The following is a 24,362-nucleotide window of genomic DNA, read 5'->3' on the forward strand; positions in this document are numbered from 1 at the left end:
TGAAACCAAGCATCGAAAGGGTTTGAATGGCAAGCACAACAGTTGCCCAACTCGCTGGCGAATTGAACCGTAGCGCATCTGCGCTGCTGGAACAATTGCAGGCCGCGGGCGTGCAAAAGGCGACGCCGGAAGACGTCATCACCGAATCGGACAAGACCCGTCTGCTCGACTATCTCAAGCGAGCACACGGCAGCGCCGAGGATGGCGCGCGCAAGAAGATCACGATCACCAAACGCGAAACCAGCGAAATCCGCCAGGCGGATGCCACCGGCAAGACGCGTACCGTGCAAGTGGAAGTCAAGAAGAAGCGCGTGCTGGTCAAGCGTGATGAGCCGAACGCGGCACAGGCCGAATCGGAGGCTGCAGAGGCCGCGCCGGTGGTCGATGCCGAGGAAGTCGCGCGTCGCGAGGAAGAACAGCGCCGCCAGGCCGAATTGCTGGCTCGCCAGGAAGCCGAGCTGAAGGCACGCCAGGAAGCGATGGAGCGCGAGGAGGCTGAGCGTCGCGCCCGTCAGGAAGCCGCCGAAGCCGAGCAGAAGCGTCAGGCTGAACTCGCTGCCAAGAAGGCGGAAGAGGAAGCCGTGGCTGCCCGCGCTGCCGCTGAAGCGTCGGACGAAGCCCCGCGCCGCAAGGCCGAGGAAGACGCCGCACGTCTGGCAACCGAGCGCGAAGCGGCCCAGAAGGCTGCTGACGAAGCGCGCGTTGCTGCCGACAAGATCAAGGCCGAGGAAGATGCCGCTCGCAAGCGTCGCGAAGCTGCTGAAGCCGAAGCCCGAGCCATCCGCGAGATGATGAGCGCTCCGGCTCGCGTGCTGAAGACGCCCGCTGAGCGTAAGGCTGAAGAGGTCAAGAAGGCCGAGCAATCGGGCACGCTGCACAAGCCGGTCAAGCCAGCTGGCGAAGCACGCCCGGCTGCGGCTGCCAAGAAGCCGGCTGCCCCCGCACCTGCCGCTGCTGCACCGGGCTCGCCTACGGGTGACAAGAAGGGCGGTCGTGGCAAGGCGGGTTGGCAAGACGACAACCGTGGTGGCAAGCGTGGCGGCCTGAAGACGCGCGGCGACACCGGTGGCGGTGCCGACGGCTGGCGCTCCGGCTCCAAGGGTGGCCGCAACCGCCATGGCGACGACAACCGCAATGCCTTCCAGGCACCGACCGAGCCGGTCGTGCGTGAAGTGCACGTGCCGGAAACCATCTCTGTGGCCGATCTGGCGCACAAGATGTCGGTCAAGGCTGCCGAAGTCATCAAGCAGATGATGAAGCTCGGCCAAATGGTGACGATCAACCAGGTGCTGGACCAGGAGACCGCGATGATCGTGGTCGAAGAGATGGGCCACCAGGCGGTCGCAGCCAAGCTGGACGATCCGGAAGCGCTGCTGATTGGCGGCGTGGAAGAGCCGACGAACGCCGAGGCCGAAACCCGTCCGCCTGTCGTGACCGTCATGGGTCACGTCGACCACGGCAAGACTTCGCTGCTGGACTACATTCGTCGTGCCAAGGTTGCGGCAGGCGAAGCCGGCGGCATCACGCAGCACATCGGTGCGTATCACGTTGAAACCGATCGCGGCGTCATCACCTTCCTCGACACCCCGGGTCACGAGGCCTTCACGGCCATGCGTGCACGTGGTGCCAAGGCAACCGACATCGTGATTCTGGTCGTGGCTGCCGACGACGGCGTCATGCCGCAGACGAAGGAAGCCATCGCCCACGCGAAGGCGGCCGAGGTGCCCATCGTGGTGGCGATCACCAAGGTCGACAAGCCCGAAGCCAACCCCGACCGGGTCAAGCAGGAGCTGGTGGCTGAGAGCGTGATTCCGGAAGAGTACGGCGGCGATGTGCCATTCGTGCCGGTATCCGCCAAGACTGGCGAAGGTATCGACAGCCTGCTGGAAAACGTGCTGCTGCAGGCTGAAGTGCTGGAACTGAAGGCGCCGGTCAATGCGCCGGCCAAGGGTCTGGTGGTGGAAGCGCAGTTGGACAAGGGCAAGGGCCCGATCGCTACGGTGCTCGTGCAGAGCGGTACGCTCAAGCGCGGCGACGTGGTGCTCGCAGGCACGGCCTATGGCCGCGTGCGCGCCATGCTGGACGAAAACGGCAAGTCGGCCAAGGAGGCTGGTCCGTCGATCCCGGTGGAAATTCAGGGTCTGTCGGAAGTGCCGGGCGCCGGTGAAGAAGTGCTGGTACTGCCGGACGAGCGCAAGGCGCGCGAAATCGCGCTGTTCCGCCAAGGCAAGTTCCGCGACGTGAAGCTGGCGCGCCAACAGGCTGCCAAGCTGGAGAACATGCTGGAGCAGATGAGCGAAGGCGACGTGAAGTCGCTGCCGCTGATCATCAAGGCAGACGTTCAGGGCTCGCAGGAAGCGCTGGTGCATTCGCTCAAGAAGCTGTCGACCGGCGAAGTGCGTGTGCAGATCGTGCACGCTGCTGTGGGCGGCATCACTGAGTCGGACGTCAACCTGGCAACCGCGTCGAAGGCCGTCATCATCGGCTTCAACACGCGGGCCGATGCCGGTGCGCGAAAGCTGGCGGAGAACCACGGCATCGACATCCGCTACTACAACATCATCTATGACGCTGTGGATGAGGTGAAGGCGGCGATGTCGGGCATGCTTTCGCCGGAAAAGCGAGAAGAGACGACGGGCCTTGTCGAGGTGCGCCAGGTCTTCCACGTACCGAAGGTGGGTGCCGTGGCTGGCTGTATGGTGCTGGACGGCTTCGTCAAGCGCAATTCGCTGGTGCGGGTGCTGCGTGCGAACGTGGTCATCTTCTCGGGCGAACTCGATTCGCTCAAGCGCTTCAAGGACGATGTGAAGGAAGTGAAGCAAGGCTTCGAGTGTGGCCTGTCGATCAAGAACTTCAACGACGTTCAGGAAGGCGATCAACTCGAGGTCTACGAGATCACCGAGGTGGCGCGTACGCTGTAATACGTTGGCCGGACGCTGCGGTGTCCGGCTCGACTTTGCGACGGTGGCCCGGGCGCGTCCCGCGCCACCGTTTTGTCTTTTGGGCCGGGCTGGCGCGGGCCGGCGGCGCCCATGTGAGGAATACTCTATGCCGAAGAAATCGGGATCGGCCGCTGGCCGCAACGTGCGCATCGCCGATCAGATCCAGCGTGATCTGGCCGAATTGATCCAGCGCGAAATCAAGAACCCGGCGATGGGCCTGGTGACGCTGCAATCCGTGACGCTCACGCCTGACTACGCGCACGCCAAGATCTACTTCACGGTGCTGGGCGCCGAGCCGGAAGTCGCCGGCGCCATCCTGAACGAGAAAGCCGGCTACCTGCATTCGCTATTGTTCAAGCGCCTGCACATCCACACGGTGCCGACACTGCATTTCCACTTCGACGGTTCGGTCGAGCGTGGTATCGAGATGTCGCGATTGATCGATGAGGCCAACGCCACGCGCGCCAAAGACGACTGAAGATGGCTGAGCAACATGCGCCCAGGCCGCAGAAGCCGCCGCGCCGCGATGTACACGGTGTGCTGCTGCTGGACAAGCCGATCGGCTGGTCGAGCAACGATGCGTTGATCCGCGCCAAGCGCCTGCTGTGGGCTAAGAAGGCGGGGCATACCGGCACGCTCGATCCGCTGGCTACCGGCCTGCTACCGCTGTGTTTTGGCGAGGCAACCAAGTTTTCACAGGATTTGCTCGATGCGGATAAGACGTATGAGACCGTCGTGCGGCTTGGCATCAAGACGAGTACCGCAGATGCGGAAGGCGAGGTGCTGAGTGAGCGTCCGGTGTCGGTCACGCCGGAGCAACTGCACGTAGCCATCGCACGCTTTGTCGGCGAGATCGACCAGGTGCCGCCGATGCACTCTGCGCTGAAGAAGGACGGCAAGCCGTTGTACGAGTACGCGCGCGCGGGTCAGACCGTGGAACGTGCTGCACGTCGAGTAACGATCCATGCGATCGATGTGCTGGCGACGGATCTGGAGTCGGCAACGCCGACGATCAAGTTGCGCGTGTCATGCAGCAAGGGAACGTACATCCGCACGTTGGGCGAAGACATTGGCGAAGCGCTGGGCTGCGGCGGGCATCTGGTTGCGCTGCGTCGCACGCAGGTCGGCAATCTGACACTGGACGGCGCCGTGACGCTCGAATCGCTGGACGCAGCCCCTGACGATGCGCGCGCCGCATTGCTGGCACCAGTCGATGCGCTGTTGCAGACCCTGCCGCGTGTGGAGTTGGATGCGGAAGAGAGCCGCCGCTTCCTGCATGGTCAGCGCTTGCCGTTGCGATTGGCGTTACCGAATGCAGATCAGGTGCGTGTGTACGGCGTGCGTGACCCGATTGCAGCGGATGCCACAGCGTCGCTGCTCGGTGTGGCGGCTTGGCAAGGCGGCGTGCTGCGGCCGGAACGGCTCGTGCATCTTTAAGCCGATCGACGGCAACAAAAAAGCCACGCAGCTACGCGTGGCTTTCTTGTTTGCGCGATCTTGGATCAGTGCGCGCCGGCTGCCGCTTCTGCACCCGCCGCCGACTTCGCCGGCTTGGTCAGCCAGATGAAGACGATCAGTACGATAAACAGCACCGCCGAAATCCAGAAGATATCGTTGGCGCCCAACATTGCGGCTTGCTGCGAGATCACGCGTTCGATCACGCCATTGGCCTGCAGGTTGGGCATGCCAAGCTGCGTGTACTGGTTGATCGACGACGCATAGGCCGGGTTGTACGGATTCACGTGTTCAACCAGTTGCGCGTGGTGCAGGGCAGAGCGGTTGTCCCACACCGTAGTCGAGATCGATGCTCCGATGCCACCGAACATGATCCGCACGAAGTTCGATAAACCCGATGCTGCCGGAATCCGCTCGGGCGACAGGCCCGACAGGATGATCGACGTGAGCGGGATGAAGAACATTGCCATGGCGGCGCCCTGGATCAGCGTCGGAATCATCAGCGTCCACGTATCCACCTGCACGGTAAAGTGCGAGCGCATCCAGAACACAAGTGCGAAAGTCATGAACGCCGTGGTCGCGACCCAGCGTGCGTCCATTTTGGGCAGGTTCTTGCCGATGACGGGCGAGAGGATGATGGCGAAGATGCCCACTGGCGCCATGATCAGGCCCGCATCCGTGGCGGTGTAGCCGACGATGGTCTGCAGCCACAGCGGCAGGATCACGAGGTTGCCGAAGAACAACCCGTATGCCACCGAGATGGCCACGACCCCGGCGCTGAAGTTGCGGCCCTTGAACAGCGTCAGGTCCACGACGGGGTGATCTTCGGTCAGCTCCCACACCAGGAAGAACGCGAAGCCCACGATCGCAACGACCGTCAACACCACGACCTCGGTCGAGTTGAACCAGTCGAGTTCCTTGCCTCGATCGAGCATCAGCTGAAGCGAGCCCACCCACAGGATCAATAGCGCCAGGCCGATCTTGTCGATCGGGAGCGCGCGTGTCGGCGATTCACGATCCTTGTAGATGACCCATGTCGCGTACGCTGCGAGGACGCCCACCGGGATATTGATGTAGAAAATCCACGGCCAGCTCATGTTGTCAGAGATCCAGCCGCCGAAGATCGGCCCCATGATTGGCGCGACCAGCGTTGTCATGCCCCATAGGGCCAACGCCATTGAGCTTTTGGCGGGCGGATATGTCGACAGCAGCAGCGATTGCGACAGCGGAATCATCGGACCTGCGACAGCGCCCTGGATGATCCGGGCCGCGATCAGCATGCCCATATTGGGTGCCAGCCCGCACGCCCACGACGACAGCACGAACAGCAGAATGGACGTGACGAACAGGCGCACCTGCCCGAAACGCTGCGTCAGCCACCCCGTGAGCGGCACCGAGATGGCGTTGGCTACCGCAAACGAGGTGATGACCCACGTGCCCTGGTTCGGGGCCACGCCCAGGTCGCCCGAAATTGCCGGGATCGACACGTTGGCGATGGACGAATCCAGCACGTTCATGAAGGTGGCCAGCGACAGCGCGACCGTACCGATCGCCAGTTTGGCGCCGGTCAGTGGCTGTAGCGGCTTGGGCGCGGCGGTTGCCATGCGTCAGACCTTGGGTGCGGGTTGCGAAGTGCGCGGAGCCGTTGCAGCCGGCACGTTGGTGGCGGCCGGTGCCGTAGCGCCGCCGCGGCCGGCGTTGGCCGTGATGATGCTGGCAATGACCTGATCGGCGTCCTTGCCGGCCTGGTCGTACACCGTCGTTTGCAGCGGCGAGGCTGTCGGGGCGGTGGCCAGACTCTGGCCGCCTTCATCGTGGATGTCGACCTTGGCTTCCATCGACAGGCCCACGCGCAGCGGGTGGTCCTTCAGGTCCTTCGGGTCGAGCGACACGCGTACCGGCAGGCGTTGCACCACCTTGATCCAGTTGCCCGTGGCGTTCTGTGCCGGCAGCAGCGAGAACGCCGAGCCCGTGCCCGCCGAGAAACCGACCACCTTGCCGTGATACGTCACGCTGCTGCCATATACGTCGGCCACCAGTTCAACCGGCTGGCCCACGCGCATATGGCGCACCTGGACTTCCTTGAAGTTGGCGTCCACCCAGAGCTGGTCCAGCGGCACGATGGCCATCAGCGGCGTGCCCGGGGCGACGCGCTGGCCGACCTGCACCGAACGCTTGGCCACATAGCCCGTCACCGAAGCCGGCAGGCTCGTACGCGCATAGGCGAGGTAAGCCTCACGCACCTTGGCGGCAGCCTGCAATACGTTCGGGTGACGCTCCAGCGTGGTCTGCTCGGTCAGCACACGGTTGCCTTGCAACTGTTCCTTGGCGGCTTCCAGTGCGGATTGCGCAGCCTGAACAGCGGTTTGTGCGTGCGAGATTTCTTCTTGCGACACGGCACCCGTGCCGGCGATCTGCTTGCGCCGTGCCAGGTCGTCCTTCGCTTTGGCGAGATCGCTTTCGCGCATGGCCAACGTGGCGGTGAACGCGCTGGTGTTCGAATACAGCGTGCGCACCTGGCGCACCGTCTGCGCGAGCGCCGCTTCGGCCTGCTCCAGAGCGACGCGTGCATCGGCACGGTCCAGTTCGATCAGAGGCTGGCCAGAGGTGACGAGCTGCGTGTCATCGGCGCGAATGGCGACCACGGTGCCAGCCACCTGCGGCGTCACCTGGACCACGTTGCCTTGCACGTATGCATCGTCGGTCGACTCGAACCAGCGGCCGTACAGGCCCCAGTAGAGGCCGTAGCCGACGCCGGCAACCACCAGTGCGGCGGCCAGCGTGGTCAGCATGCGCTTGCGCTTTCCGTTGGCATTGCCGTTGCCGGCGGGCGTTGCCGCGGGGGCTGCGGGGGCTGCGGGTGCGGGGGCAGCGGACGGTGCGGCTTGGGGCTTGTTGTCACTCATGATGTTGGCTCGAAAGAATGCGGTGGAACGGTCGGTTCAGTTCAGTTCAGTACAGCTCAGCCATGTGAGGCGGTGGCCTCGGGCTTGGCGCCCGGCAGGTCTTCTGTTGTATAGCCGCCGCCCAGGGCCTTGATGAGGGCCATCTGCGCGTCGAGCCGGCGTGCCTGCAGATCGGTCGCGAGCTTGCGTTGCTGCAGCACGGTCGTCTCGGCGTTCAGCACAACCAGTTGTGTGCCAAGGCCGGCGCTGTAGCGGGTGCGGGCGAGGCTGTAGGCGCGCTCAGCTTCGCTCAAGGCGGTGCGCTGGATGGCGATCTGCGAGTCAATGCTGTGCAGCGTGGTGATCTGGTCAGCGGTGTCGTGCAGGGCTTCGGTCAGCGTCTGGTTGTAGCTCGCGACAGCGGCGTCATAGTTGGCGTACTTGCCGCGCAGGTTGGCGCGCAGCTTGCCGCCCTGGAAGATCGGCAGCTTGAGCGCCGGCCCAATACCGAGCTGACGCGATGCGCCAAGCAGCAGGTTTTCCGGCGCAATCGAGGCCAGCCCCAGGAATGCAGTCAGGCTGATATCCGGCAGGAACTGCGCCTTGGCGACGTCGATATCCTTCGACGCGGCTTCTACGCGCCAGCGCGCAGCCACGAGATCCGGGCGACGGCCGATCAGGTCGATGGTCAGGTTGTTCGGCAGCTTGGGCGTGGTTTGCGCGAGCAGCGTCGGGCGTGTGATTGCGAGTCCGCGGTCGGGGCCCTTGCCCAGCAGCGCGGCCAATTGGTTGCGTGCCAGCGCGATCTGCTCGTCGACTTGTTCAAGTTCCGTTTGTGCAGCGGCCACATTGGCGCGGGCCTGCGTGGTTTCAACTTGCGTATCAAGACCCGCACGCACGCGTTGGCCTGCAAGGTTGGTCAGATCCTTGCGCTGCACGATCGCACGTTCGGCCACGTCGCGCTGCGCGTAGAGCGCCGCGAGCTTGGCGTAGGTGCGTGCCACCGTGGTCGACAGCATCAGACGCGAAGCCTGGCTTTCCGCTTCCATCGATTTGTCATCGGACAGCGCAGCTTCCAGCGCGGAGCGATTCTTGCCCCAGAAATCCAGGTCGTAACTCACGCCCAGCTGGATCTTCGATTCCGTGAACCACCGGCCAGCCAGCGGCGTGCCTTCAAACATGTCGTATTCCGACAGGCGCTGGCGCGTCATGTCGGCATCGAGCCCGACGCTCGGATACAGGTTGCCGCGCACCACATCGGCCATCGCACGCGACGCGCGCACGCGGGCAAAGGCGACTTGCAGGTTCGGGTTGTCCTTGATGGCTTCATCTACCAGTGCGCGCAGTTGCGGATCGTTGAACTGATCGACCCAGTTCTGCGACGGCCACTGGCCGCCTTGCGAGGGCAACGATTGCGTGCTCGCCAACTGGCTCGGCGTGGTCAGAGTCTGTGTGCTGTGCGAATTGCCGAGGTTCGCGCAACCGGCCAGCACGGCCAGCGTCACGGCGGAAAGCGCCACACCCAGGCGTGCCGGCCATTGCGCGCGCGTACTGCCGGCGCGGCTTAGGGGCGAAAGTGCCTGAGGGGCGGAGTTCAAGGCGTTCATGTTGTTTGATGGGTCAAGCGATCAAGGGGGCGGGAAGCGTCCGGTGCTGCGGGTGCAATTCGGGCAAAGCGGCGTCAGTGACCGGCGGGGCGCACGCGATGCGCCTCCGTTGCGGCGCCGTTGTCGAGAATGCGCTTGAGAAGTCCGCGCAGCGTATCGACGTCGCCCGGCGTGAAGCCAGCAAAGAAACGGTTCAGCACGTGCGTATAGATGGCCGGCATGCGGTCGGCCAAGTCGCGGCCGGCCTGGGTCACCTCCAGATGCACGACACGGCGGTCGGACTCGCTGCGCACGCGCTCGATCAGGCCACGCTTTTCCATGCGGCTGAGCATGCGCGTGAGTGAGCCGATGTCGGTATTCAGCTCGCGGCCGAGATCGGTAGCGGTTTGGCATCGGCCGTTGGCGAGCAGCACCAGGCAGCTGGCCTGCGAGTGCGTCACATCCATCGCGGCAACCTCCTGCTCGATGGCCATGGACAGCGCCGTCTTGGCGCGCCCCACGAGGTAGCCCACGCTTTCGCACATGCGGTAGTCCTCCACCCGGAAGAGGGTTCCGGCAGCAATTTCGGTGGCGGGTCTTGTTTGTTCGGACATCTTATGTATGCACAATCATTGTCCGGACAAATATACGAATCGGCGCAGCAAACAGCAAGGTACTGAATGCGCGATTCCACTTTTAGAAATAATTGGTGATCTAGTGCGCACGCAATCTGTGCTCCTTCATCGATTCGTCAAGGAGTGTCATGTGTTGCGCATCGCAGCATGCTAGAATGTCAGGTTATTCCGCGAGCTGAATTTGGGTGCTGTCCCGGGCTCGTGTCACGTCTTTTCGAGTTCACATCCCATGCGCGCGCTTCGCAACATCGCCATCATTGCCCACGTTGACCACGGCAAAACCACGCTGGTCGACCAGCTCCTTCGCCAAGCCGGCACGTTCCGCGAGAACGAGCAGATCGCCGAGCGCGTGATGGATTCGAACGACATCGAAAAAGAACGCGGCATCACGATCCTGGCCAAGAACTGCGCGGTCGAATACAACGGCACGCACATCAACATCGTCGACACGCCGGGGCACGCCGACTTCGGCGGTGAAGTGGAGCGTGTGCTGTCGATGGTCGACGGCGTGCTGCTGCTGGTCGATGCCGTGGAAGGCCCGATGCCGCAAACGCGTTTTGTGACGCGCAAGGCGCTGGCCCTGGGCCTGAAGCCGATCGTCGTGATCAACAAGGTGGACCGTCCGGGCGCGCGTCCGGAGTGGGTGATCAACCAGACCTTCGACCTGTTCGACAAGCTGGGCGCCAACGACGACCAGCTCGACTTCCCTGTCGTGTACGCCTCGGGCCTGAACGGTTACGCCGGCCTGACTGACGACGTGCGCGAAGGCGACATGAAGCCGCTGTTCGAGACCATTCTCGACAAGGTGCCGCAGCGTAACGACGACCCGAACGGCCCGTTCCAGCTGCAGATCATCTCGCTGGACTATTCCAGCTACGTCGGCAAGATCGGCGTGGGCCGCATCACGCGTGGCCGCGTGCGTCCGCTGCAGGACGTGGTGGTCAAGTTTGGCCCGGAAGGCAACCCGATCAAGGGCCGTATCAACCAGGTGCTGAAGTTCCGCGGCCTGGAGCGCGAGCTGGTGCAGGAAGCCGAAGCCGGCGACATCGTGCTGATCAACGGTATTGAAGAACTGGGCATCGGCTGCACCGTGTGCGCCCCGGACGCTCAGGAAGCGCTGCCGATGCTGAAGGTGGACGAGCCGACGCTGACGATGAACTTCTGCGTCAACACCTCGCCCCTGGCTGGCCGCGAAGGCAAGTTCGTGACGAGCCGCCAACTGCGCGATCGTCTGGACCGCGAGCTGAAGTCCAACGTGGCCCTGCGCGTGAAGGACACCGGCGACGACACGATCTTCGAAGTGTCGGGCCGTGGCGAATTGCATCTGACGATTCTGGTGGAAAACATGCGCCGTGAAGGCTACGAGCTGGCCGTGTCGCGCCCGCGCGTGGTGTTCAAGGAAATCGACGGCGTGAAGTGCGAGCCGTTCGAGCGCCTGACCGTGGACGTGGAAGACGGCCACCAGGGCGGCGTGATGGAAGAGCTGGGCCGCCGTAAGGGCGAACTGCTCGACATGGCGTCGGACGGCAAGGGCCGTACGCGTCTGGAATACCGCATTCCGGCCCGTGGCCTGATCGGCTTCCAAGGTGAATTCCTGACGCTGACGCGCGGCACCGGCCTGATCAGCCACATCTTCGACGATTACTCGCCGGTCAAGGAAGGCGACCTGGGCGAGCGCCACAACGGCGTGCTGATCTCGCAGGACGACGGCGCCGCCGTGGCCTACGCGCTGTGGAAACTGCAGGATCGCGGCCGCATGTTCGTGTCGCCTGGCGATGCGCTGTACGAAGGCATGATCATCGGGATCCATAGCCGCGACAACGACTTGGTCGTCAACCCGATCAAGGGCAAGCAGCTGACCAACGTGCGTGCGTCGGGCACCGATGAAGCCGTTCGCCTGGTGCCGCCGATCCAGATGTCGCTGGAATACGCGGTCGAATTCATCGCCGACGACGAACTGGTGGAAGTCACGCCGAAGAGCATCCGCCTGCGCAAGCGTCACCTGAAGGAACATGAGCGCAAGCGCGCCTCGCGTGAAGAAGCGGTCTGATCGCAGGTCGATCTGCCAAGAAGAACGCCCCGAGATGTCGGGGCGTTTTTTTGCTTAGCGCTCAGGACGGATAGCCGATATGGTCGGGCTCAGCCGTCAAGGTGGAGCGCGGGCTGCGCCACTCGGGTGGTTTCCACAGGTAGCGAATATCCCGATCGCGGAACACGTCGGCCCACATGTCGCGCCATTCGTGGAAGGTGAGGGTGATCGGGTTATGCGTGTGGATCTGCCGCGTGATGCCAAAGACGGGCGCGTCTTCCTCGGGCACGAAGCTGCCGAACATGCGATCCCAGATGGTCAGCACGCCGGCGTAGTTTCGGTCGATGTACTGGGGGTTCTTGGCGTGGTGCACGCGGTGCACCGACGGCGTATTCACGTATTGCCCGAGCCACCGCCAGAAGCCGGCGTAGCGTGAATCCAGCGCGCCCAGCCGCGTATGCACGAAGAACTGGAATGCTAGGTTCAGACCCACGGCCAGGATCACCCAGTCCGGCGTAAAGCCGGTCCACGCAAGCGGAATCCAGAACAGCCACATGCCAGAAATCGGATAGGTCAGGCTCTGGCGGAACGCCGTCGAAAAATTCATGCCTTCCGACGAATGGTGCGTCACATGCGAGGCCCACATCCAGCGCACGCGGTGGCTGGCGCGATGGAAGAAGTAGTACAGAAAATCCTGCAACAGCAGGAGCAGCACGAACGACCACCATGTCTCCGGCACCGCGCGCAGACCGTGGCTGTACGTCCACGCGTACACGGTCTTGATCATCAGCCACAGGAAGAACGCGTCCGACGCCTGGTGCATGAGCGCGAGGCACGCGTTTGAAACGGTGTCCTTGAGGCTGTAGACGGACGGATCGCGCTTGCGCCAGTACCACGCCTCCGCGCCGATGGTCAGCAGGAAGACCGGCGCAAAGGCCAGCAGGATCGGGCCTGGGTCGAAACCGGACGCGCCCGGGGTGGCGTTGGCAGGGTTCATTGGATTGTTGTGATGTGTGTCGTCTCCAACTGGCAGGTATACGCCCAACACCCGCGCTGCGAAAGGGGGCAGGCTAGAGCCATTCCTCGCTTCAATACGCTGTCGTGTACAGTGCGAGCCGTTATTCCCACAACAACATCCGAGACATGCAATCCACCGTTTCCATCGCGCCGCAGGCTGAAGTTCAACCCAACGTGATCGCTGAAGTCCGCGGCGGCATCGGCTGGCTGACGCTGAACCGGCCGCAGGCGCTCAACGCGCTGTCGCTGGAGATGATCCGCGCGATGTCGCATGCGCTGCTGGCCTGGCAGCACGATCCGGAAGTCCACGCCGTCATCCTGTGCGGCGAAGGCGGCAAGGCCCTGTGCGCAGGCGGGGACATCCGCTTCTTCCACCGCGCCGCCACGGCCAACGACCCGCAACTCATCACCTTTTTCACCGAGGAATACCGTCTCAATCACCTGATTTTCAGCTATGCCAAGCCCTACTTCGCGCTGATGGACGGTGTGGTCATGGGCGGTGGCATGGGCATCTCGCAAGGCGCATCGCTGCGCGTGGTGACCGAGCGCACCAAGATGGCCATGCCCGAAACCAATATCGGCCTGTTCCCAGACGTGGGCGGTGGCTGGTTCCTGGCGCGCGTGCCCGGCCATGTGGGCGAATATCTGGGCGTGACGGGGCAGATGATCGAAGCGGCGGACGCGTTGTCGGTGGGCCTTGCCGATTGCCACGTCACCACCGAGGCGCTGTCGGCCATCGTCCAGCGCCTGCACGACGGCAACTGGAGCAGCGCCGAGCAGATCGCCGCGTGTTTTACCGAAGCCGCTTCGGCCCCCGATGATGCCAAGGCCATCATCGCACCGCACCGCGAGGCCATCGATGACTGCTTCAGCCAGGGGAGCGTGCAAGGCATCTTCGCCGATCTGGCCGGCAGCACGGACACCGAATGGGCCGCACAGACCGCCGCGCACATGGCCAAGCGCTCGCCGTTGATGATGGCGGTGACACTGGAGCTGATCCGCCGTGGCCGCCATACCACCTTGGCCGACGAGCTGCGCCGCGAACTCGACATGATGACGCACGTGTTTGCCGAAGGCGACGGTATCGAGGGCATTCGCGCGCTCGCGGTCGACAAGGACCATGCGCCCAAGTGGAAGCACACCAGCATCGACGCCGTGCGTGACGATGAAGTGACTGCGTTCTTTGTCTCGCCGTGGCGCCATGAGCAGCATCCGCTGCTGGGGCTGTCGGACTAGAACCGGTAAACTGCGCGCCTGGATTTTGAATCGTTGACTTGCTGTGACCGCTGAACGCCCCACGCCGAACCCCCGCCGCTTGTCGGTGGCGCCCATGATGGATTGGACGGACCGCCATTGCCGCTTCTTCCATCGCCAGATCTCGCGCCACACCTGGCTCTACACGGAAATGGTGACCACCGGAGCGCTGCTCCACGGCGACGTCCCGCGTCACCTCGATTTCGACGAGGTCGAGCATCCGGTGGCGCTCCAGCTGGGGGGCAGCGAACCTGATGATCTGGCACAGGCCGCGCGCCTCGGCCAGCAATGGGGCTACAAAGAGATCAACCTCAACTGCGGCTGCCCGTCTGAGCGCGTGCAACGTGGAGCATTCGGCGCATGTCTCATGGCCGAGCCCAAGCTGGTGGCGCAGGGCGTCAAGGCGATGCGCGATGCGGTGTCGATTCCGGTCACGGTCAAGCACCGCATCGGCATCGACGCCATCGAGACCTACGATTTCGTGCGGGATTTCGTCGGCACCATCGCCGAGGCGGGTTGCGAGACCTTCATCGTCCACGCGCGCAACGCCATCCTGAAAGGCCTGAGCCCCAAGGAAAACCGCGAGATTCCGCCGCTACGGTACGAAGTCGTCTACCAGCTCAAGCGCGATTTTCCGCATCTGGAAATCCTCCTTAACGGCGGGGTGCAGACGCTGGAGCAGGTCGACGCGCATCTCGCGCATGTGGATGGCGTCATGATCGGCCGCGAGGCATATCATCATCCCCACCTGATGGCCGCGTTCGATGCGCGGTACTACGGGGCGGGCACCCAGGCCCCCACGCGCGCCGAGGTGGAAGATGTGATGATCGGCTACGTCGGCCGCTGGGTTGAGCGGGGCGGCTACGCAGGGGCGGCGGTGCGCCACATGCTGGGGCTGTATCGCGGCGTGGCCGGTGCGCGCGGGTGGCGGCGCGTGCTGTCGGATTCCAAGGCCTTGGCGCGCGTCAAGACGCTGGCCGACGCCCATGCGCTGTTCGATGAGGCGCGGGCGCACCTGCGGCGCGGCGAAGAATCAGGCGAGGAGGCGGTCGCCGCATAAATTGCGCGACCCCCTAGGCACGCTGAAAGAATGTTTGTATAATTTCGTTTTTCGCCGAGCAGTTGTCAGTTTTGCTGTTCGCACGATGGTGGCTGTAGCTCAGTTGGTAGAGTCCCAGATTGTGATTCTGGTTGTCGTGGGTTCGAATCCCATCAGTCACCCCAAGGTTTCAATAAAAAAGCCCGCTTCTGCGGGCTTTTTTACGTCTGCGCGTCGGCTACCACCGTACCCTGGTGATACACCACCTTCCAGCCATCGGCCGTCCGCCGCCATAACGTCGCCCGGCGCGTCGTCCGGTTCGATTGCACCAAGGTGTACGTCAGCAAGTAGTTGTCGGGCGCGATCTCCTGGCAGCGGAAATCGCGCGTTTGCCAGAAATCCTCGCCGATATGGCCGTGCCGGGCATCGAGAACGCCGAGCACATAGCTGCGGCTATAACGTTGGCCTGACGCACCGGTTTCCCAGAAATCTTCCGTAGTCATGCGCTCGAAGTCTTCGCGGCGCGTGCCCAATTCGGGGCGATGGAAGATGGGTTCGCGCCGGCGCAGTTCTTCCAGCACGCTCAGCAGAGCTGGGGCGGTATCCAGAGACGGTTCCATGTGGCAAGCCTCCTTGGAAAACTCCAAGCATACTGCGCAGCGTGCGTAGCTTAGCGTTTTTCGCGCCGCACAATGCGGGGCTTGCGCTTCGCCCCTATGATGGCGCCTTCGCCTTTTCCGGAAACCACTTCGATGCAACGCACTGCCCGTATTGGCCTGTCTTCGCTGACGATCGCACTGTCGCTGGCTTGCGGCACCGGCGCCTTTGCCGCCACGCTTCAGAAACCCCAGCTCGATGCGTTGCTCGCCGCTGAACAATCCTCGGCGTCGGCTGACCTGAACAGCTTTCTCGCGGCAGTCGCCAAGGCAGATCCGCAAGTTGCAGGCAGTGTCGCCGCATACCAGAAGAAGGCCGTGCTCACTGGCGACGACCTCGTCAACATTGGGCGTCTGCTGGGGCTGTACAACCGCCTGCACAATCAGCAGGCCGTGATCGCCTCGATCGAGAGGATGGTCGCGCTGCCGACGGTGCGTGACGACAAAATTCCGCAATACGAGAACCCCGCCATCGTGGCGTTCGGCAAGCTGGTCGAGGGCATGGCGCGCGACTTCGGCCTGAAATACCGCAACGTCGACAACCGCGTCTTCGAAGTTACGCTGCCGGGCACCGGCTCTGACGAATTCGGCATCCTGACCCACGCGGACGTTGTGCCCGCCAAGGCGGAAGAATGGGTGCTCGGCGACGGCACCGAGCTCGATCCGTTCAAGGTCACGCGCGTCGGCAATCTGCTGTACGGCCGCGGCACGATTGACGACAAGGGGTCCATTGCTGCCGCGATGTACGCCATGAAAACGGTCAAGGACAGCGGCGTGCCGCTCGCGCGCACGATCCGCCTGATGATCGAAACCACCGAAGAAACCGGTGGCGATGGCATGAAGTACTACCGTGAACACACGCAATTGCCGGCGTACAACATCGTGCTCGACAGCAAGTACCCGGCCGTCGTTGCGGAGAAAGGCACCGGCGCATTGAAGGTGTTTTTCCCTGCGCAGGCCGGTGATGCGACGCACACGGCCATCGTTTCGATGACGGGCGCGGCGTCGGCCAGCTCCATCCCACAAACGGCCACCGCTACCCTCAAGGGCGGGGATCTGGGCGTGGCGGCCGCCGCGCTCGAAGCCAAACGCGATGCGTTTGTGAGTAGCTTGGCCGCACAGGGCAAGTTTGCAATTGACATCACGCACACCGCGGACAGCATCGTCGTGAAGGTGACCGGCACCTCCGCACACGGTTCGCGCCCGGAAGAGGGCGTGAACCCGCTGCCGCGCTTGGCGCTCTTCCTGCGTGCAACTGATCTCGGCTTGGCAGACAACGCCTACGCCCACGCCGTGCGGTATCTGGCCGACGTTTACGGCACCGATTACCTCGGCAACACCATGGGCGTGGCCTACAAGGATGACTTCATGGGCCCGCTCACCATCTCGCCTACGGTGATCGGCGACAAGAACGGCCGCGTGGAGGTGACCGCCAACGTGCGCATGCCGCGCGGCAAAACGCCCGATGCGCTGCGTGGCGAGATCGCCGGCAAGATCAACGCATGGGCCACCGCCAACCATGTCGCCCTGGAGATCAATCATGACCAGGGCAACTGGATGGCGCGCGATCCGAAGGGCGCGTGGTTGTCGACGCTGCTCAAGATCTACGGCGACACGACGGGCCTCGATGCCAAGCCTGTCCCGACGGCCGGCAGCACGACCGCCAAGCTGATGCCGAATGCCATCAACTTCGGCCCGGCGATGCCCGGCAAGAAGTACACCGCGCACAACGCCAACGAGTACAAGGAAGTGCCGGACCTGGACCTCGATATGCAGATGTTCACCGAGATGCTGGTGCGCATTGGCAATCTGCCTTACATGCAGTAACCGCCGGGAACCGCCATGAACATCATCCGCGCCAAGTCGTTTACTGCTGAGCATGCCTGGGGCGCGCTCGACATTGCCAACATGAGCGGCATTACCACGCGCTTGCATTGGACCGACCAGCCTTATCGCTGGCATGTGAACGATGGCGAGGAGGTGTTCGTGGTGCTCGACGGCACGGTCGACATGCATTACCGCGAAGCCGGCGAAGAGAAGGTCGCAGTGCTGGAGCCCGGTGACATCTTCTTCGCCGGTGTCGGCTGCGAGCACGTGGCGCACCCGCGCGGCGAGGCAAGAATTCTCGTTGTCGAGAAAGCGGGGAGCGTGTAGCGGATCGCCAGCCGGTTTCGGCGAAAAAAAAGCCCGCAATGTGCGGGCTTCGAATTCAGCGATCTCATTGCCCCTGAGGGCATTGGCAATACTACTGTCACGTACGCCAAACAACATCGGGGTAAACGTCCGTTTTGCTGAGGGAACATCGTTGAATGTGCCGCTGCAGCAACTTGCGAACAAAAAAACAGCCCGCTCAAGCGGCGGGCCGAAAATCAGTTGAAGAAAGCCCTGTCCTCAGGGCAGGGCAAGTGTATGAAATCAGTTGCGGCGGCAGCATTGGGGTATGCCCTGATCGGCTGCGGTAGCGCCATGCAAAGCCCTTCATCGTCGTCTTCCCTTAGCAGCTTTCGGCGCCAGCAGCACGTGAACCCGCCGGAATCGCATCCAGCATGCGGCAGATGGCGGCCATGCTGCCGACCATCGTACGGCGCTGCTCCCCCTGATAAATGCGCACGCCCTGGGTTTGGCGGAAGGGCACCGGCTGTACCGGACGGCGGCGGGAAGACATCGATCCGAGTCGCATGGCAGACCTCGTGAGTTCGGGTGGAAAAGCGAGTGGCAAGACTCCGCCCTGGCGGGCCGATGGCTCACCTCCAGGTAGGATCAAACGGCGAAGGTTTGGCGCTGAGATGCGCCGGAGACTTACGGAGCAGCGGGCCGGATCAGACCGACGGCCAAGCCCTCCAGGTGAAACTCATCACGATCCAGATCAACGTGGATCGGTTCGAAATCCGGATTCTCGGCAATCAGTTCGACATGGCGGCCTTTGCGCTGGAAGCGCTTGACCGTGACGTCGTCGCCCAATCGAGCAACAACGATCTTGCCGTTGGTGGCTTCGGCAGCGCGTTGCACGGCCAGCAGATCACCGTCCAGAATGCCGGCGTCGCGCATGCTCATGCCACGCACCTTCAGCAGAAAATCGGGCTGCGCAGAAAACAGCGACGGATCGACCTGATACTGGCGATCAATGTGCTCTGCAGCCAGGATCGGACTACCGGCAGCCACACGGCCCACCAGCGGCAGCGTCAATTGCATCAACCCCATCGACGGCAGCGAGAACTGATGCTGCGCCGTGTCGCCGGCCGCCCGCAGCCGAATGCCGCGCGAGGCGCCAGGCGTCAGTTCGATCACGCCCTTGCGTGCCAGCGCGCGCAGGTGTTCCTCGGCCGCATTGGGCGATGAAAAACCGAACTCTGCGGCAATCTCGGCGCGTGTGGGCGGGAAGCCCGTGCGCTGGATCGTCTGACGGATCAAGTCGTAAATCTGCTGTTGGCGAGGGGTGAGGGCGGCCATTGGCGTACTGTATATTTGAACAGGTGCTGTGATTTTATACAGTGGCGCGGGAAGCGCAAGTGATTTTGTTGTGATGTGTTGCGTGAGCACCCGGCCCTTATGACCGGCGTCAAAACCTATGCGACTGGTTAGAAGCTTATGCGCAATCCATGCAGGCGCGGCCGCGGCGAATCGCATAAAATCAAGGTCTTGACCGATTTTTTGCATCGCCACATAGCCCGATTGAGCCTCGTTGGGCTGGCCCGAACGTCACCATGTCCGCCTTCAATCAAGAGACCGTTCTGAGCGTCCATCACTGGAACGACTCGCTGTTCAGCTTCAAGACCACGCGCGATCAGGCGCTGCGCTTCCATAACGGCCACTTCGTCATGATTGGGCTGGAGGTCGAGGGCAAGCCGCTGATGCGCGCCTACAGCATCGCCAGCCCGAACTATGAAGAGCACCTCGAGTTCTTCAGCATCAAGGTGCAGAACGGCCCGCTGACGTCGCGTCTGCAGCATCTGAAGGTGGGCGACAAGCTGCTGGTGAGCAAGAAGCCGGTCGGCACGCTCGTGCTGGATGACCTGCTGCCCGGCAAGAACCTGTATCTGTTCGGTACTGGCACCGGCCTCGCGCCCTTCATGAGCATCATCCAAGACCCGGACACTTACGAGCGCTTCGAGAAGGTCGTGCTGCTGCACGGCGTGCGCCAAGTGAGCGAGCTGGCCTATGCCGACTTCATCACCCGCGAATTGCCGAATAACGAGTTCTTCGGCGATCAGGTTCGCGAGAAGCTGATCTACTACCCGACCGTCACGCGCGAGCCGTTCCGCAACATGGGCCGCCTGACCGACCTCGTCGATAACGGCAAGCTTTCTGCCGACATCGGCCTGCCCCCGATGGACCCGGCTGTCGACCGGGCGATGATTTGCGGCAGCCCGGCCATGCTGGAAGACACCTGCAAGCTGCTTGATGCCCGCGGTTTCAAGATTTCGCCGCGTATGGGCGAAGCCGGTGACTACGTGATCGAGCGCGCCTTCGTCGAGAAATAATCGACACGGCTCCTGCTGCAAACGCCGGCCTGTGTGCCGGCGTTTTGTTTTCTGGGCGCACAGGGCAATCCCGCGTCGGCAAAGGCGGGGCGGGCGGATACAATGCGCGCCTTGCCCACAACGCATGTCTGCAACGATGTCCTTGCCTACCATCGCCATCCTCGCCACCGGCGGCACAATCGCCGGCTCTGCTGACGACGCTGGCTCCGCCGCACGCTATCGCGCTGGCGCCGTCCCCATCGATCAACTGCTTGCGGCCAGCAAGCTCGGTTTGGAGCGCCTTGCCAATGTGCGCGCCGAGCAGGTCGCCCAGATCGATAGCAAGGACCTGACGTTCGACGTGTGGGAAAAGCTGGTTGCGCGCATCCGTCACTGGATCGACGTCGAGCGTGTGGACGGCGTGGTCATCACGCACGGCACCGACACGCTGGAAGAAACCGCGATGCTGCTGCACCTGACGCAGCAGACCGATACGCCGATTGTCCTGACGGCGGCGATGCGGCCGTCGACGTCGCTGTCGGCGGATGGGCCGTTGAATCTGCTGAATGCGGTGCGGCTGGCAGCCAGTCCGTCTGCGCGCGGGCGAGGCGTTCTGGTTGCGCTCAACCAGCGTGTGCATGCCGCTCGCGATGTGCAGAAGGGACACACTTACGCGGTCGAAGCCTTTGTCTCGCCGGACACGGGTGCGCTGGGTTTTGTGCTCGACGCGCAAGTACAGTTTCAGCGTGCAGCGCAGCGTGTAGCCGCAACCGACGTGCTGCCGATGCCGCCCGCAGGCCAGTGGCCGTGGGTTGAGGTTGTGGCGAGCTATGCGCAGCCCGATGCGCGCTTGGTTGATGCCCTGGTCGCCGCTGGCGTGAAGGGGCTGGTCGTTGCCGCAACCGGCGCGGGCTCCATCCATGCGAATCTTGAGGCGGCGCTGAACCGAGCGAGTCAGCAGGGCGTTTTCGTGCTGCGTTCCACGCGTACCGGTGCCGGCGTGGTGCCCGCGCAGCCGGGCGGAGAGCGCTGGGCATCGAGCGGCTCGCTGAACCCCTATAAGGCGCGTGTGCTGCTGACGTTGCTTCTGGCCTCGGGCCGCGCCCGGGCAGAAGTTGCCTCCCTGCAGCAAGTCATTGATCGATATTGAAAAAATCGCCAAGGCCTGCGTATAATGGCAGGCTAACCAACCTTGCTGCACCGGAGTGTGACGCCCGGGCGGCTTAATCCACAAGGAGCGTCAATGCGTCATTACGAAATCGTATTCATCGTCCATCCGGACCAGAGCGAGCAAGTGCCCGCGATGATCGAGCGCTACAAGAGCACGGTCACCACGCAAGGCGGCCAAGTGCACCGCGTCGAGGACTGGGGCCGTCGTCAACTGGCCTACATGATCCAGAAGCTCGCGAAGGCTCACTACGTGTGCCTGAACATCGAGTGCGGCAAGGAAACCCTGGCTGAGCTCGAGCACGCGTTCAAGTTCAACGACGCCGTGCTGCGTCACCTCATCGTTCAGACCAAGAAGGCTGAAACGGCGCCGTCGCCGATGATGAAGGAAGTCGCACGCGAAGAGGCCAAGAAGGCCGCCGCTCAGACCGAACAGGCTGCCTGATGCCGCGTGGTGCTGCGCAAGCCTGATCGCGCATCGCCAGCATGAACGAAACCCACGGGGACAACGCCATCAACCGCCTGCAGCTCGTCGCCACTCTGGTCGAGCGCGAGGTGATGCGATACACCCCGGCCGGCGTGCCGATCGTCAACTGTCTGCTGGCATACAGCGGGCAGGCGGTCGAAGCGCAGACAGTGCGGCAGATCGAGTTTTCGATGGAAGCACTGGCAGCCGGCAAGATGGCTTCCGTTCTGGATCGCATCGCTCCGGGCACCGTCCTGGATTGCGTAGGATTCCTGGCTCGCAAGCACCGCAGCAGTAAGGCACTGGTCTTTCACATCTCCGGATGTAACGTATTCGTAAAGGATTGAATCATGGCATTCATGAACAAGAAGCAGCGCGACGCGAAGAACAAGAAGCGCTTCCAGCAGCAAAACCCGTTGTTCAAGCGCAAGAAGTTCTGCCGCTTCACCGTGGCCGGCGTTGAGCAGATCGACTACAAGGATCTGGACACGCTCAAGGACTTCATCGGCGAGAACGGCAAGATCACCCCGGCCCGCCTGACCGGCACGCGCGCGATCTATCAGCGCCAGCTGGACACGGCCATCAAGCGTGCACGTTTCCTCGCGCTGATGCCGTACACCGATCAGCACAAGCACTAATCAGCGGGATAAGGAGAACTCACAATGCAAATTATTCTGCTCGAGAAGGTCGTCAACCTGGGTAACCTGGGCGACGTGGTGCGTGTGAAGGATGGTTACGCACGTAACTTCCTGATCCCGAACAAGCAAGCCCGCCGCGCTACGGATTCCGCCATCAAGGAATTCGAAGCCCGCCGCGCTGAGCTGGAAAAGCTGGCCGCTGAAAAGCTGGCTGCCGCGCAAGCCGAAGGCGAGAAGCTGAACGGCCTGACGCTGCAACTGTCGCAAAAGGCTGGTGTGGATGGCCGTCTGTTCGGCTCCGTCACGAACCACGACATCGCTGACGCACTGGTTGCGCAAGGCTTCAAGGTTGAGAAGGCGCAAGTGCGTCTGCCGAACGGTCCGCTGAAGACCGTGGGCGACCACCCGGTCGTCGTCTCGCTGCACACCGACGTGGCAGTTGACGTGAACGTGTCGGTGCAGGGCGACGCAGCCTAAGCACGCACGCAGCACCTCGCGGCGCCCGGGTCACCGATCGACGCGAGTCAAGAAGGCAGGGACGAAAGTCTCTGCCTTTTTTGTTGTCCTTTGTATCAGGGGTCCAGATTGAAGACCGAGCAGCGCCGCTATAATCCCGCCATGAACGCGCCCTCCGATCCCCAGCTCGATTCCCTCAAGGTGCCCCCGCATTCCATCGAGGCCGAACAGTCGGTGCTTGGCGGGTTGTTGCTGGATAACGCCGCTTGGGATCGCATTGCCGATTTCATCAATGAGCACGATTTCTACCGCTACGACCACCGGCTGATCTTCCACAACATCGGCAAGCTGATCTCGCAGGCCAAGCCGGCTGACGTGATCACGGTGTACGAGCAGTTGCAGGCCGCTGGCAAGGCGGAAGAGGTGGGCGGCCTAGCCTACCTGAATGCGCTGGCACAGAACACGCCGAGCGCCGCCAACATCCGTCGCTATGCGGAAATCGTCCGTGACCGCGGCGTGCTACGCCAACTTGTGACGATTGCCGACGAGATTTCCGCCGGAGCCTTCAACCCGCAGGGGCGCGACGTGCGCCAGCTGCTGGACGAGGCCGAATCCAAGGTGTTCGCGATTGCCGAAGAAGGTTCGCGTGGGCAGAAGGGCTTCCTGGAAATCCAGCCGCTGCTGACGCAAGTGGTCGAGCGTATCGACGAGCTATACCACCGCGATAATCAGAGCGACATTACCGGCGTACCGACCGGCTTCGTTGACCTCGACCGCATGACCAGCGGTATGCAAGGCGGCGATCTGATCATCGTGGCCGGTCGCCCATCGATGGGTAAGACGGCGTTCTCGCTGAACATTGGCGAACACGTTGCGGTGGAGCAAGGCCTGCCGGTGGCCGTGTTCTCGATGGAAATGGCGGGCACGCAGCTCGCCATGCGTATGCTGGGTTCGGTCGGGCGATTGGATCAGCACCGCCTGCGTACCGGTCGTCTGCTCGACGAGGACTGGCCGCGCCTGACGCATGCCATTCAGAAGATGAACGACGCGCAACTGTTCATCGACGAAACGCCCGCGTTGAACCCGATGGAATTGCGTGCGCGCTCGCGGCGGCTTGCACGGCAGTGCGGGCAGCTCGGCCTGATCGTCATCGATTACCTGCAGCTGATGTCCGGCTCGGGTGGTGGCGAGAACCGTGCGACCGAAATTTCGGAAATCTCGCGTTCGCTGAAGGGTCTGGCGAAGGAACTCAACTGCCCGGTGATCGCGCTGTCGCAGTTGAACCGAAGCCTGGAACAGCGCCCGAACAAGCGCCCTGTGATGTCGGATTTGCGTGAATCCGGCGCTATCGAACAGGATGCCGACGTGATTTTGTTCATCTATCGGGACCAGGTCTACAACCCCGATTCTCCGGACAAAGGTACGGCAGAAATCATTATCGGTAAGCAGCGTAACGGCCCAATTGGTACCGTTCGTCTTACGTTCCTGGGTGAATACACGAAGTTCGATAACTTCACCGGGGGCAATGCGTTCTTTGACAACGATACGTAACCTGTAATTCGTGTCGGCCCGCCACAACGTGCCACGTATTTCGCGGGGCCGGTTCCGGTAAAATATTGCGTTTTAATGACAGCGCCGGCGGTGATCCCGTCCGGCGTTGTTTTTACGACTCCTGCT

Annotated in this window: 23 protein-coding genes and 1 tRNA gene; 16 read left to right on the forward strand and 8 right to left on the reverse strand. The window is 62.8% G+C overall.

Features of this window, described 5'->3' with window-relative positions:
- The first annotated feature begins 26 nt into the window (after nucleotides 1–26).
- The 3 genes from infB to truB all read left to right on the forward strand — a co-directional run bounded on the left by infB (nucleotide 27) and on the right by truB (nucleotide 4,379).
- Nucleotides 27–2,921 (forward strand): translation initiation factor IF-2, encoded by a 2,895-nt coding sequence (gene infB, locus ACTJK4_RS15115; protein WP_260802616.1) that lies wholly within the window; start codon nucleotides 27–29, stop codon nucleotides 2,919–2,921.
- Between the two features lie 127 nt (nucleotides 2,922–3,048).
- Nucleotides 3,049–3,420 (forward strand): 30S ribosome-binding factor RbfA, encoded by a 372-nt coding sequence (gene rbfA / locus ACTJK4_RS15120; RefSeq protein WP_004626422.1) that lies wholly within the window; start codon nucleotides 3,049–3,051, stop codon nucleotides 3,418–3,420.
- A gap of 2 nt (nucleotides 3,421–3,422) precedes the next feature.
- Nucleotides 3,423–4,379: a tRNA pseudouridine(55) synthase TruB gene (gene truB / locus ACTJK4_RS15125; protein WP_440818285.1), complete on the forward strand. Its 957-nt coding sequence runs from the start codon at nucleotides 3,423–3,425 to the stop codon at nucleotides 4,377–4,379.
- Nucleotides 4,380–4,444: 65 nt separating this feature from the next.
- Here truB and ACTJK4_RS15130 read toward each other — a convergent pair whose 3' ends face one another.
- The 4 genes from ACTJK4_RS15130 to ACTJK4_RS15145 form a co-directional block, all read right to left on the reverse strand.
- A complete protein-coding gene (locus tag ACTJK4_RS15130; protein ID WP_260802614.1) occupies nucleotides 4,445–6,001 on the reverse strand; it encodes a DHA2 family efflux MFS transporter permease subunit in 1,557 nt (518 codons plus the stop codon).
- A 3-nt stretch (nucleotides 6,002–6,004) separates the two neighbouring features.
- The gene (locus ACTJK4_RS15135; RefSeq protein ID WP_440818286.1) at nucleotides 6,005–7,303 is read right to left on the reverse strand and encodes an HlyD family secretion protein; all 1,299 of its coding nucleotides are present in this window, start codon (nucleotides 7,301–7,303) and stop codon (nucleotides 6,005–6,007) included.
- Nucleotides 7,304–7,359: 56 nt separating this feature from the next.
- Nucleotides 7,360–8,889: an AdeC/AdeK/OprM family multidrug efflux complex outer membrane factor gene (locus tag ACTJK4_RS15140; RefSeq protein WP_260802612.1), complete on the reverse strand. Its 1,530-nt coding sequence runs from the start codon at nucleotides 8,887–8,889 to the stop codon at nucleotides 7,360–7,362.
- A gap of 74 nt (nucleotides 8,890–8,963) precedes the next feature.
- Complete coding sequence (locus ACTJK4_RS15145; RefSeq protein ID WP_232042559.1) at nucleotides 8,964–9,482, reverse strand: MarR family winged helix-turn-helix transcriptional regulator; 519 nt, start codon at nucleotides 9,480–9,482, stop codon at nucleotides 8,964–8,966.
- A gap of 250 nt (nucleotides 9,483–9,732) precedes the next feature.
- On the opposite strand from ACTJK4_RS15145, the gene typA reads away from it, so the two are divergent.
- A complete protein-coding gene (gene typA, locus ACTJK4_RS15150; protein ID WP_004626434.1) occupies nucleotides 9,733–11,553 on the forward strand; it encodes a translational GTPase TypA in 1,821 nt (606 codons plus the stop codon).
- A 61-nt stretch (nucleotides 11,554–11,614) separates the two neighbouring features.
- Here typA and ACTJK4_RS15155 read toward each other — a convergent pair whose 3' ends face one another.
- A complete protein-coding gene (locus tag ACTJK4_RS15155; RefSeq protein ID WP_440818287.1) occupies nucleotides 11,615–12,529 on the reverse strand; it encodes a sterol desaturase family protein in 915 nt (304 codons plus the stop codon).
- Nucleotides 12,530–12,675: 146 nt separating this feature from the next.
- Here ACTJK4_RS15155 and ACTJK4_RS15160 point away from each other — a divergent pair, with 146 nt between their 5' ends.
- The 3 genes from ACTJK4_RS15160 (at nucleotide 12,676) to ACTJK4_RS15170 (ending at nucleotide 15,027) form a co-directional block, all read left to right on the forward strand.
- The gene (locus tag ACTJK4_RS15160; RefSeq protein WP_440818288.1) at nucleotides 12,676–13,785 is read left to right on the forward strand and encodes an enoyl-CoA hydratase/isomerase family protein; all 1,110 of its coding nucleotides are present in this window, start codon (nucleotides 12,676–12,678) and stop codon (nucleotides 13,783–13,785) included.
- Between the two features lie 43 nt (nucleotides 13,786–13,828).
- Nucleotides 13,829–14,863, forward strand: coding sequence for a tRNA dihydrouridine(20/20a) synthase DusA (gene dusA / locus ACTJK4_RS15165; protein WP_440818289.1), 1,035 nt, complete (start codon nucleotides 13,829–13,831; stop codon nucleotides 14,861–14,863).
- An 88-nt stretch (nucleotides 14,864–14,951) separates the two neighbouring features.
- Nucleotides 14,952–15,027, forward strand: a tRNA-His gene (locus tag ACTJK4_RS15170).
- 36 nt (nucleotides 15,028–15,063) lie between these two features.
- On the opposite strand, the gene ACTJK4_RS15175 is transcribed toward ACTJK4_RS15170, so the two are convergent.
- Nucleotides 15,064–15,462 carry a nuclear transport factor 2 family protein gene (locus ACTJK4_RS15175; RefSeq protein ID WP_232042627.1) on the reverse strand — a complete coding sequence of 133 codons (399 nt, stop codon included), beginning with the start codon at nucleotides 15,460–15,462 and terminating at the stop codon, nucleotides 15,064–15,066.
- Nucleotides 15,463–15,594: 132 nt separating this feature from the next.
- Here ACTJK4_RS15175 and ACTJK4_RS15180 point away from each other — a divergent pair, with 132 nt between their 5' ends.
- Entirely contained in the window at nucleotides 15,595–17,325 is a 1,731-nt protein-coding gene (locus tag ACTJK4_RS15180; protein ID WP_440818290.1) for a dipeptidase, read from the forward strand.
- 15 nt (nucleotides 17,326–17,340) lie between these two features.
- Nucleotides 17,341–17,652 (forward strand): cupin, encoded by a 312-nt coding sequence (locus ACTJK4_RS15185; protein WP_232042629.1) that lies wholly within the window; start codon nucleotides 17,341–17,343, stop codon nucleotides 17,650–17,652.
- 340 nt (nucleotides 17,653–17,992) lie between these two features.
- On the opposite strand, the gene ACTJK4_RS15190 is transcribed toward ACTJK4_RS15185, so the two are convergent.
- Nucleotides 17,993–18,178 (reverse strand): hypothetical protein, encoded by a 186-nt coding sequence (locus ACTJK4_RS15190; protein ID WP_232042630.1) that lies wholly within the window; start codon nucleotides 18,176–18,178, stop codon nucleotides 17,993–17,995.
- A 119-nt stretch (nucleotides 18,179–18,297) separates the two neighbouring features.
- Nucleotides 18,298–18,948, reverse strand: a complete 651-nt coding sequence (gene lexA / locus ACTJK4_RS15195) for a transcriptional repressor LexA (protein WP_316868855.1) — start codon at nucleotides 18,946–18,948, stop codon at nucleotides 18,298–18,300.
- 254 nt (nucleotides 18,949–19,202) lie between these two features.
- Here lexA and ACTJK4_RS15200 point away from each other — a divergent pair, with 254 nt between their 5' ends.
- From ACTJK4_RS15200 to ACTJK4_RS15230, 7 genes are all read left to right on the forward strand, one after another.
- On the forward strand, nucleotides 19,203–19,979 hold the full coding sequence (locus ACTJK4_RS15200) for a ferredoxin--NADP reductase (RefSeq protein ID WP_045204191.1): 777 nt from the start codon (nucleotides 19,203–19,205) through the stop codon (nucleotides 19,977–19,979).
- 136 nt (nucleotides 19,980–20,115) lie between these two features.
- Nucleotides 20,116–21,108 carry an asparaginase gene (locus ACTJK4_RS15205; RefSeq protein ID WP_232042633.1) on the forward strand — a complete coding sequence of 331 codons (993 nt, stop codon included), beginning with the start codon at nucleotides 20,116–20,118 and terminating at the stop codon, nucleotides 21,106–21,108.
- A 93-nt stretch (nucleotides 21,109–21,201) separates the two neighbouring features.
- The gene (gene rpsF / locus ACTJK4_RS15210; RefSeq protein ID WP_027677553.1) at nucleotides 21,202–21,570 is read left to right on the forward strand and encodes a 30S ribosomal protein S6; all 369 of its coding nucleotides are present in this window, start codon (nucleotides 21,202–21,204) and stop codon (nucleotides 21,568–21,570) included.
- 41 nt (nucleotides 21,571–21,611) lie between these two features.
- Nucleotides 21,612–21,938 carry a primosomal replication protein N gene (gene priB / locus ACTJK4_RS15215; RefSeq protein WP_024975888.1) on the forward strand — a complete coding sequence of 109 codons (327 nt, stop codon included), beginning with the start codon at nucleotides 21,612–21,614 and terminating at the stop codon, nucleotides 21,936–21,938.
- 12 nt (nucleotides 21,939–21,950) lie between these two features.
- Nucleotides 21,951–22,229: a 30S ribosomal protein S18 gene (gene rpsR, locus ACTJK4_RS15220; protein ID WP_037022304.1), complete on the forward strand. Its 279-nt coding sequence runs from the start codon at nucleotides 21,951–21,953 to the stop codon at nucleotides 22,227–22,229.
- A 24-nt stretch (nucleotides 22,230–22,253) separates the two neighbouring features.
- A complete protein-coding gene (gene rplI, locus ACTJK4_RS15225) occupies nucleotides 22,254–22,706 on the forward strand; it encodes a 50S ribosomal protein L9 (protein ID WP_260780717.1) in 453 nt (150 codons plus the stop codon).
- A gap of 141 nt (nucleotides 22,707–22,847) precedes the next feature.
- Nucleotides 22,848–24,236: a replicative DNA helicase gene (locus tag ACTJK4_RS15230; protein WP_027677550.1), complete on the forward strand. Its 1,389-nt coding sequence runs from the start codon at nucleotides 22,848–22,850 to the stop codon at nucleotides 24,234–24,236.
- Nucleotides 24,237–24,362 lie beyond the last annotated feature (126 nt).

This window comes from Ralstonia sp. 22111, from assembly GCF_052045895.1.
Classification (GTDB): Bacteria; Pseudomonadota; Gammaproteobacteria; order Burkholderiales; family Burkholderiaceae; genus Ralstonia; species Ralstonia wenshanensis.

Bases quoted from the DNA above. Each gene is read 5' to 3' on its own strand.
- ACTJK4_RS15180 (WP_440818290.1), top strand. From the start codon at position 15,595: ATGCAACGCACTGCCCGTATTGGCCTGTCTTCGCTGACGATCGCACTG.
- ACTJK4_RS15200 (WP_045204191.1), top strand. From the start codon at position 19,203: ATGTCCGCCTTCAATCAAGAGACCGTTCTGAGCGTCCATCACTGGAAC.
- rpsR (WP_037022304.1), top strand. From the start codon at position 21,951: ATGAACAAGAAGCAGCGCGACGCGAAGAACAAGAAGCGCTTCCAGCAG.
- ACTJK4_RS15230 (WP_027677550.1), top strand. From the start codon at position 22,848: ATGAACGCGCCCTCCGATCCCCAGCTCGATTCCCTCAAGGTGCCCCCG.
- ACTJK4_RS15185 (WP_232042629.1), top strand. From the start codon at position 17,341: ATGAACATCATCCGCGCCAAGTCGTTTACTGCTGAGCATGCCTGGGGC.
- ACTJK4_RS15205 (WP_232042633.1), top strand. From the start codon at position 20,116: ATGTCCTTGCCTACCATCGCCATCCTCGCCACCGGCGGCACAATCGCC.
- truB (WP_440818285.1), top strand. From the start codon at position 3,423: ATGGCTGAGCAACATGCGCCCAGGCCGCAGAAGCCGCCGCGCCGCGAT.
- typA (WP_004626434.1), top strand. From the start codon at position 9,733: ATGCGCGCGCTTCGCAACATCGCCATCATTGCCCACGTTGACCACGGC.
- rbfA (WP_004626422.1), top strand. From the start codon at position 3,049: ATGCCGAAGAAATCGGGATCGGCCGCTGGCCGCAACGTGCGCATCGCC.
- ACTJK4_RS15155 (WP_440818287.1), bottom strand. From the start codon at position 12,529: ATGAACCCTGCCAACGCCACCCCGGGCGCGTCCGGTTTCGACCCAGGC.
- priB (WP_024975888.1), top strand. From the start codon at position 21,612: ATGAACGAAACCCACGGGGACAACGCCATCAACCGCCTGCAGCTCGTC.
- ACTJK4_RS15140 (WP_260802612.1), bottom strand. From the start codon at position 8,889: ATGAACGCCTTGAACTCCGCCCCTCAGGCACTTTCGCCCCTAAGCCGC.
- ACTJK4_RS15130 (WP_260802614.1), bottom strand. From the start codon at position 6,001: ATGGCAACCGCCGCGCCCAAGCCGCTACAGCCACTGACCGGCGCCAAA.
- ACTJK4_RS15190 (WP_232042630.1), bottom strand. From the start codon at position 18,178: ATGCGACTCGGATCGATGTCTTCCCGCCGCCGTCCGGTACAGCCGGTG.
- infB (WP_260802616.1), top strand. From the start codon at position 27: ATGGCAAGCACAACAGTTGCCCAACTCGCTGGCGAATTGAACCGTAGC.
- ACTJK4_RS15145 (WP_232042559.1), bottom strand. From the start codon at position 9,482: ATGTCCGAACAAACAAGACCCGCCACCGAAATTGCTGCCGGAACCCTC.
- lexA (WP_316868855.1), bottom strand. From the start codon at position 18,948: ATGGCCGCCCTCACCCCTCGCCAACAGCAGATTTACGACTTGATCCGT.
- ACTJK4_RS15135 (WP_440818286.1), bottom strand. From the start codon at position 7,303: ATGAGTGACAACAAGCCCCAAGCCGCACCGTCCGCTGCCCCCGCACCC.
- rplI (WP_260780717.1), top strand. From the start codon at position 22,254: ATGCAAATTATTCTGCTCGAGAAGGTCGTCAACCTGGGTAACCTGGGC.
- ACTJK4_RS15160 (WP_440818288.1), top strand. From the start codon at position 12,676: ATGCAATCCACCGTTTCCATCGCGCCGCAGGCTGAAGTTCAACCCAAC.
- rpsF (WP_027677553.1), top strand. From the start codon at position 21,202: ATGCGTCATTACGAAATCGTATTCATCGTCCATCCGGACCAGAGCGAG.
- ACTJK4_RS15175 (WP_232042627.1), bottom strand. From the start codon at position 15,462: ATGGAACCGTCTCTGGATACCGCCCCAGCTCTGCTGAGCGTGCTGGAA.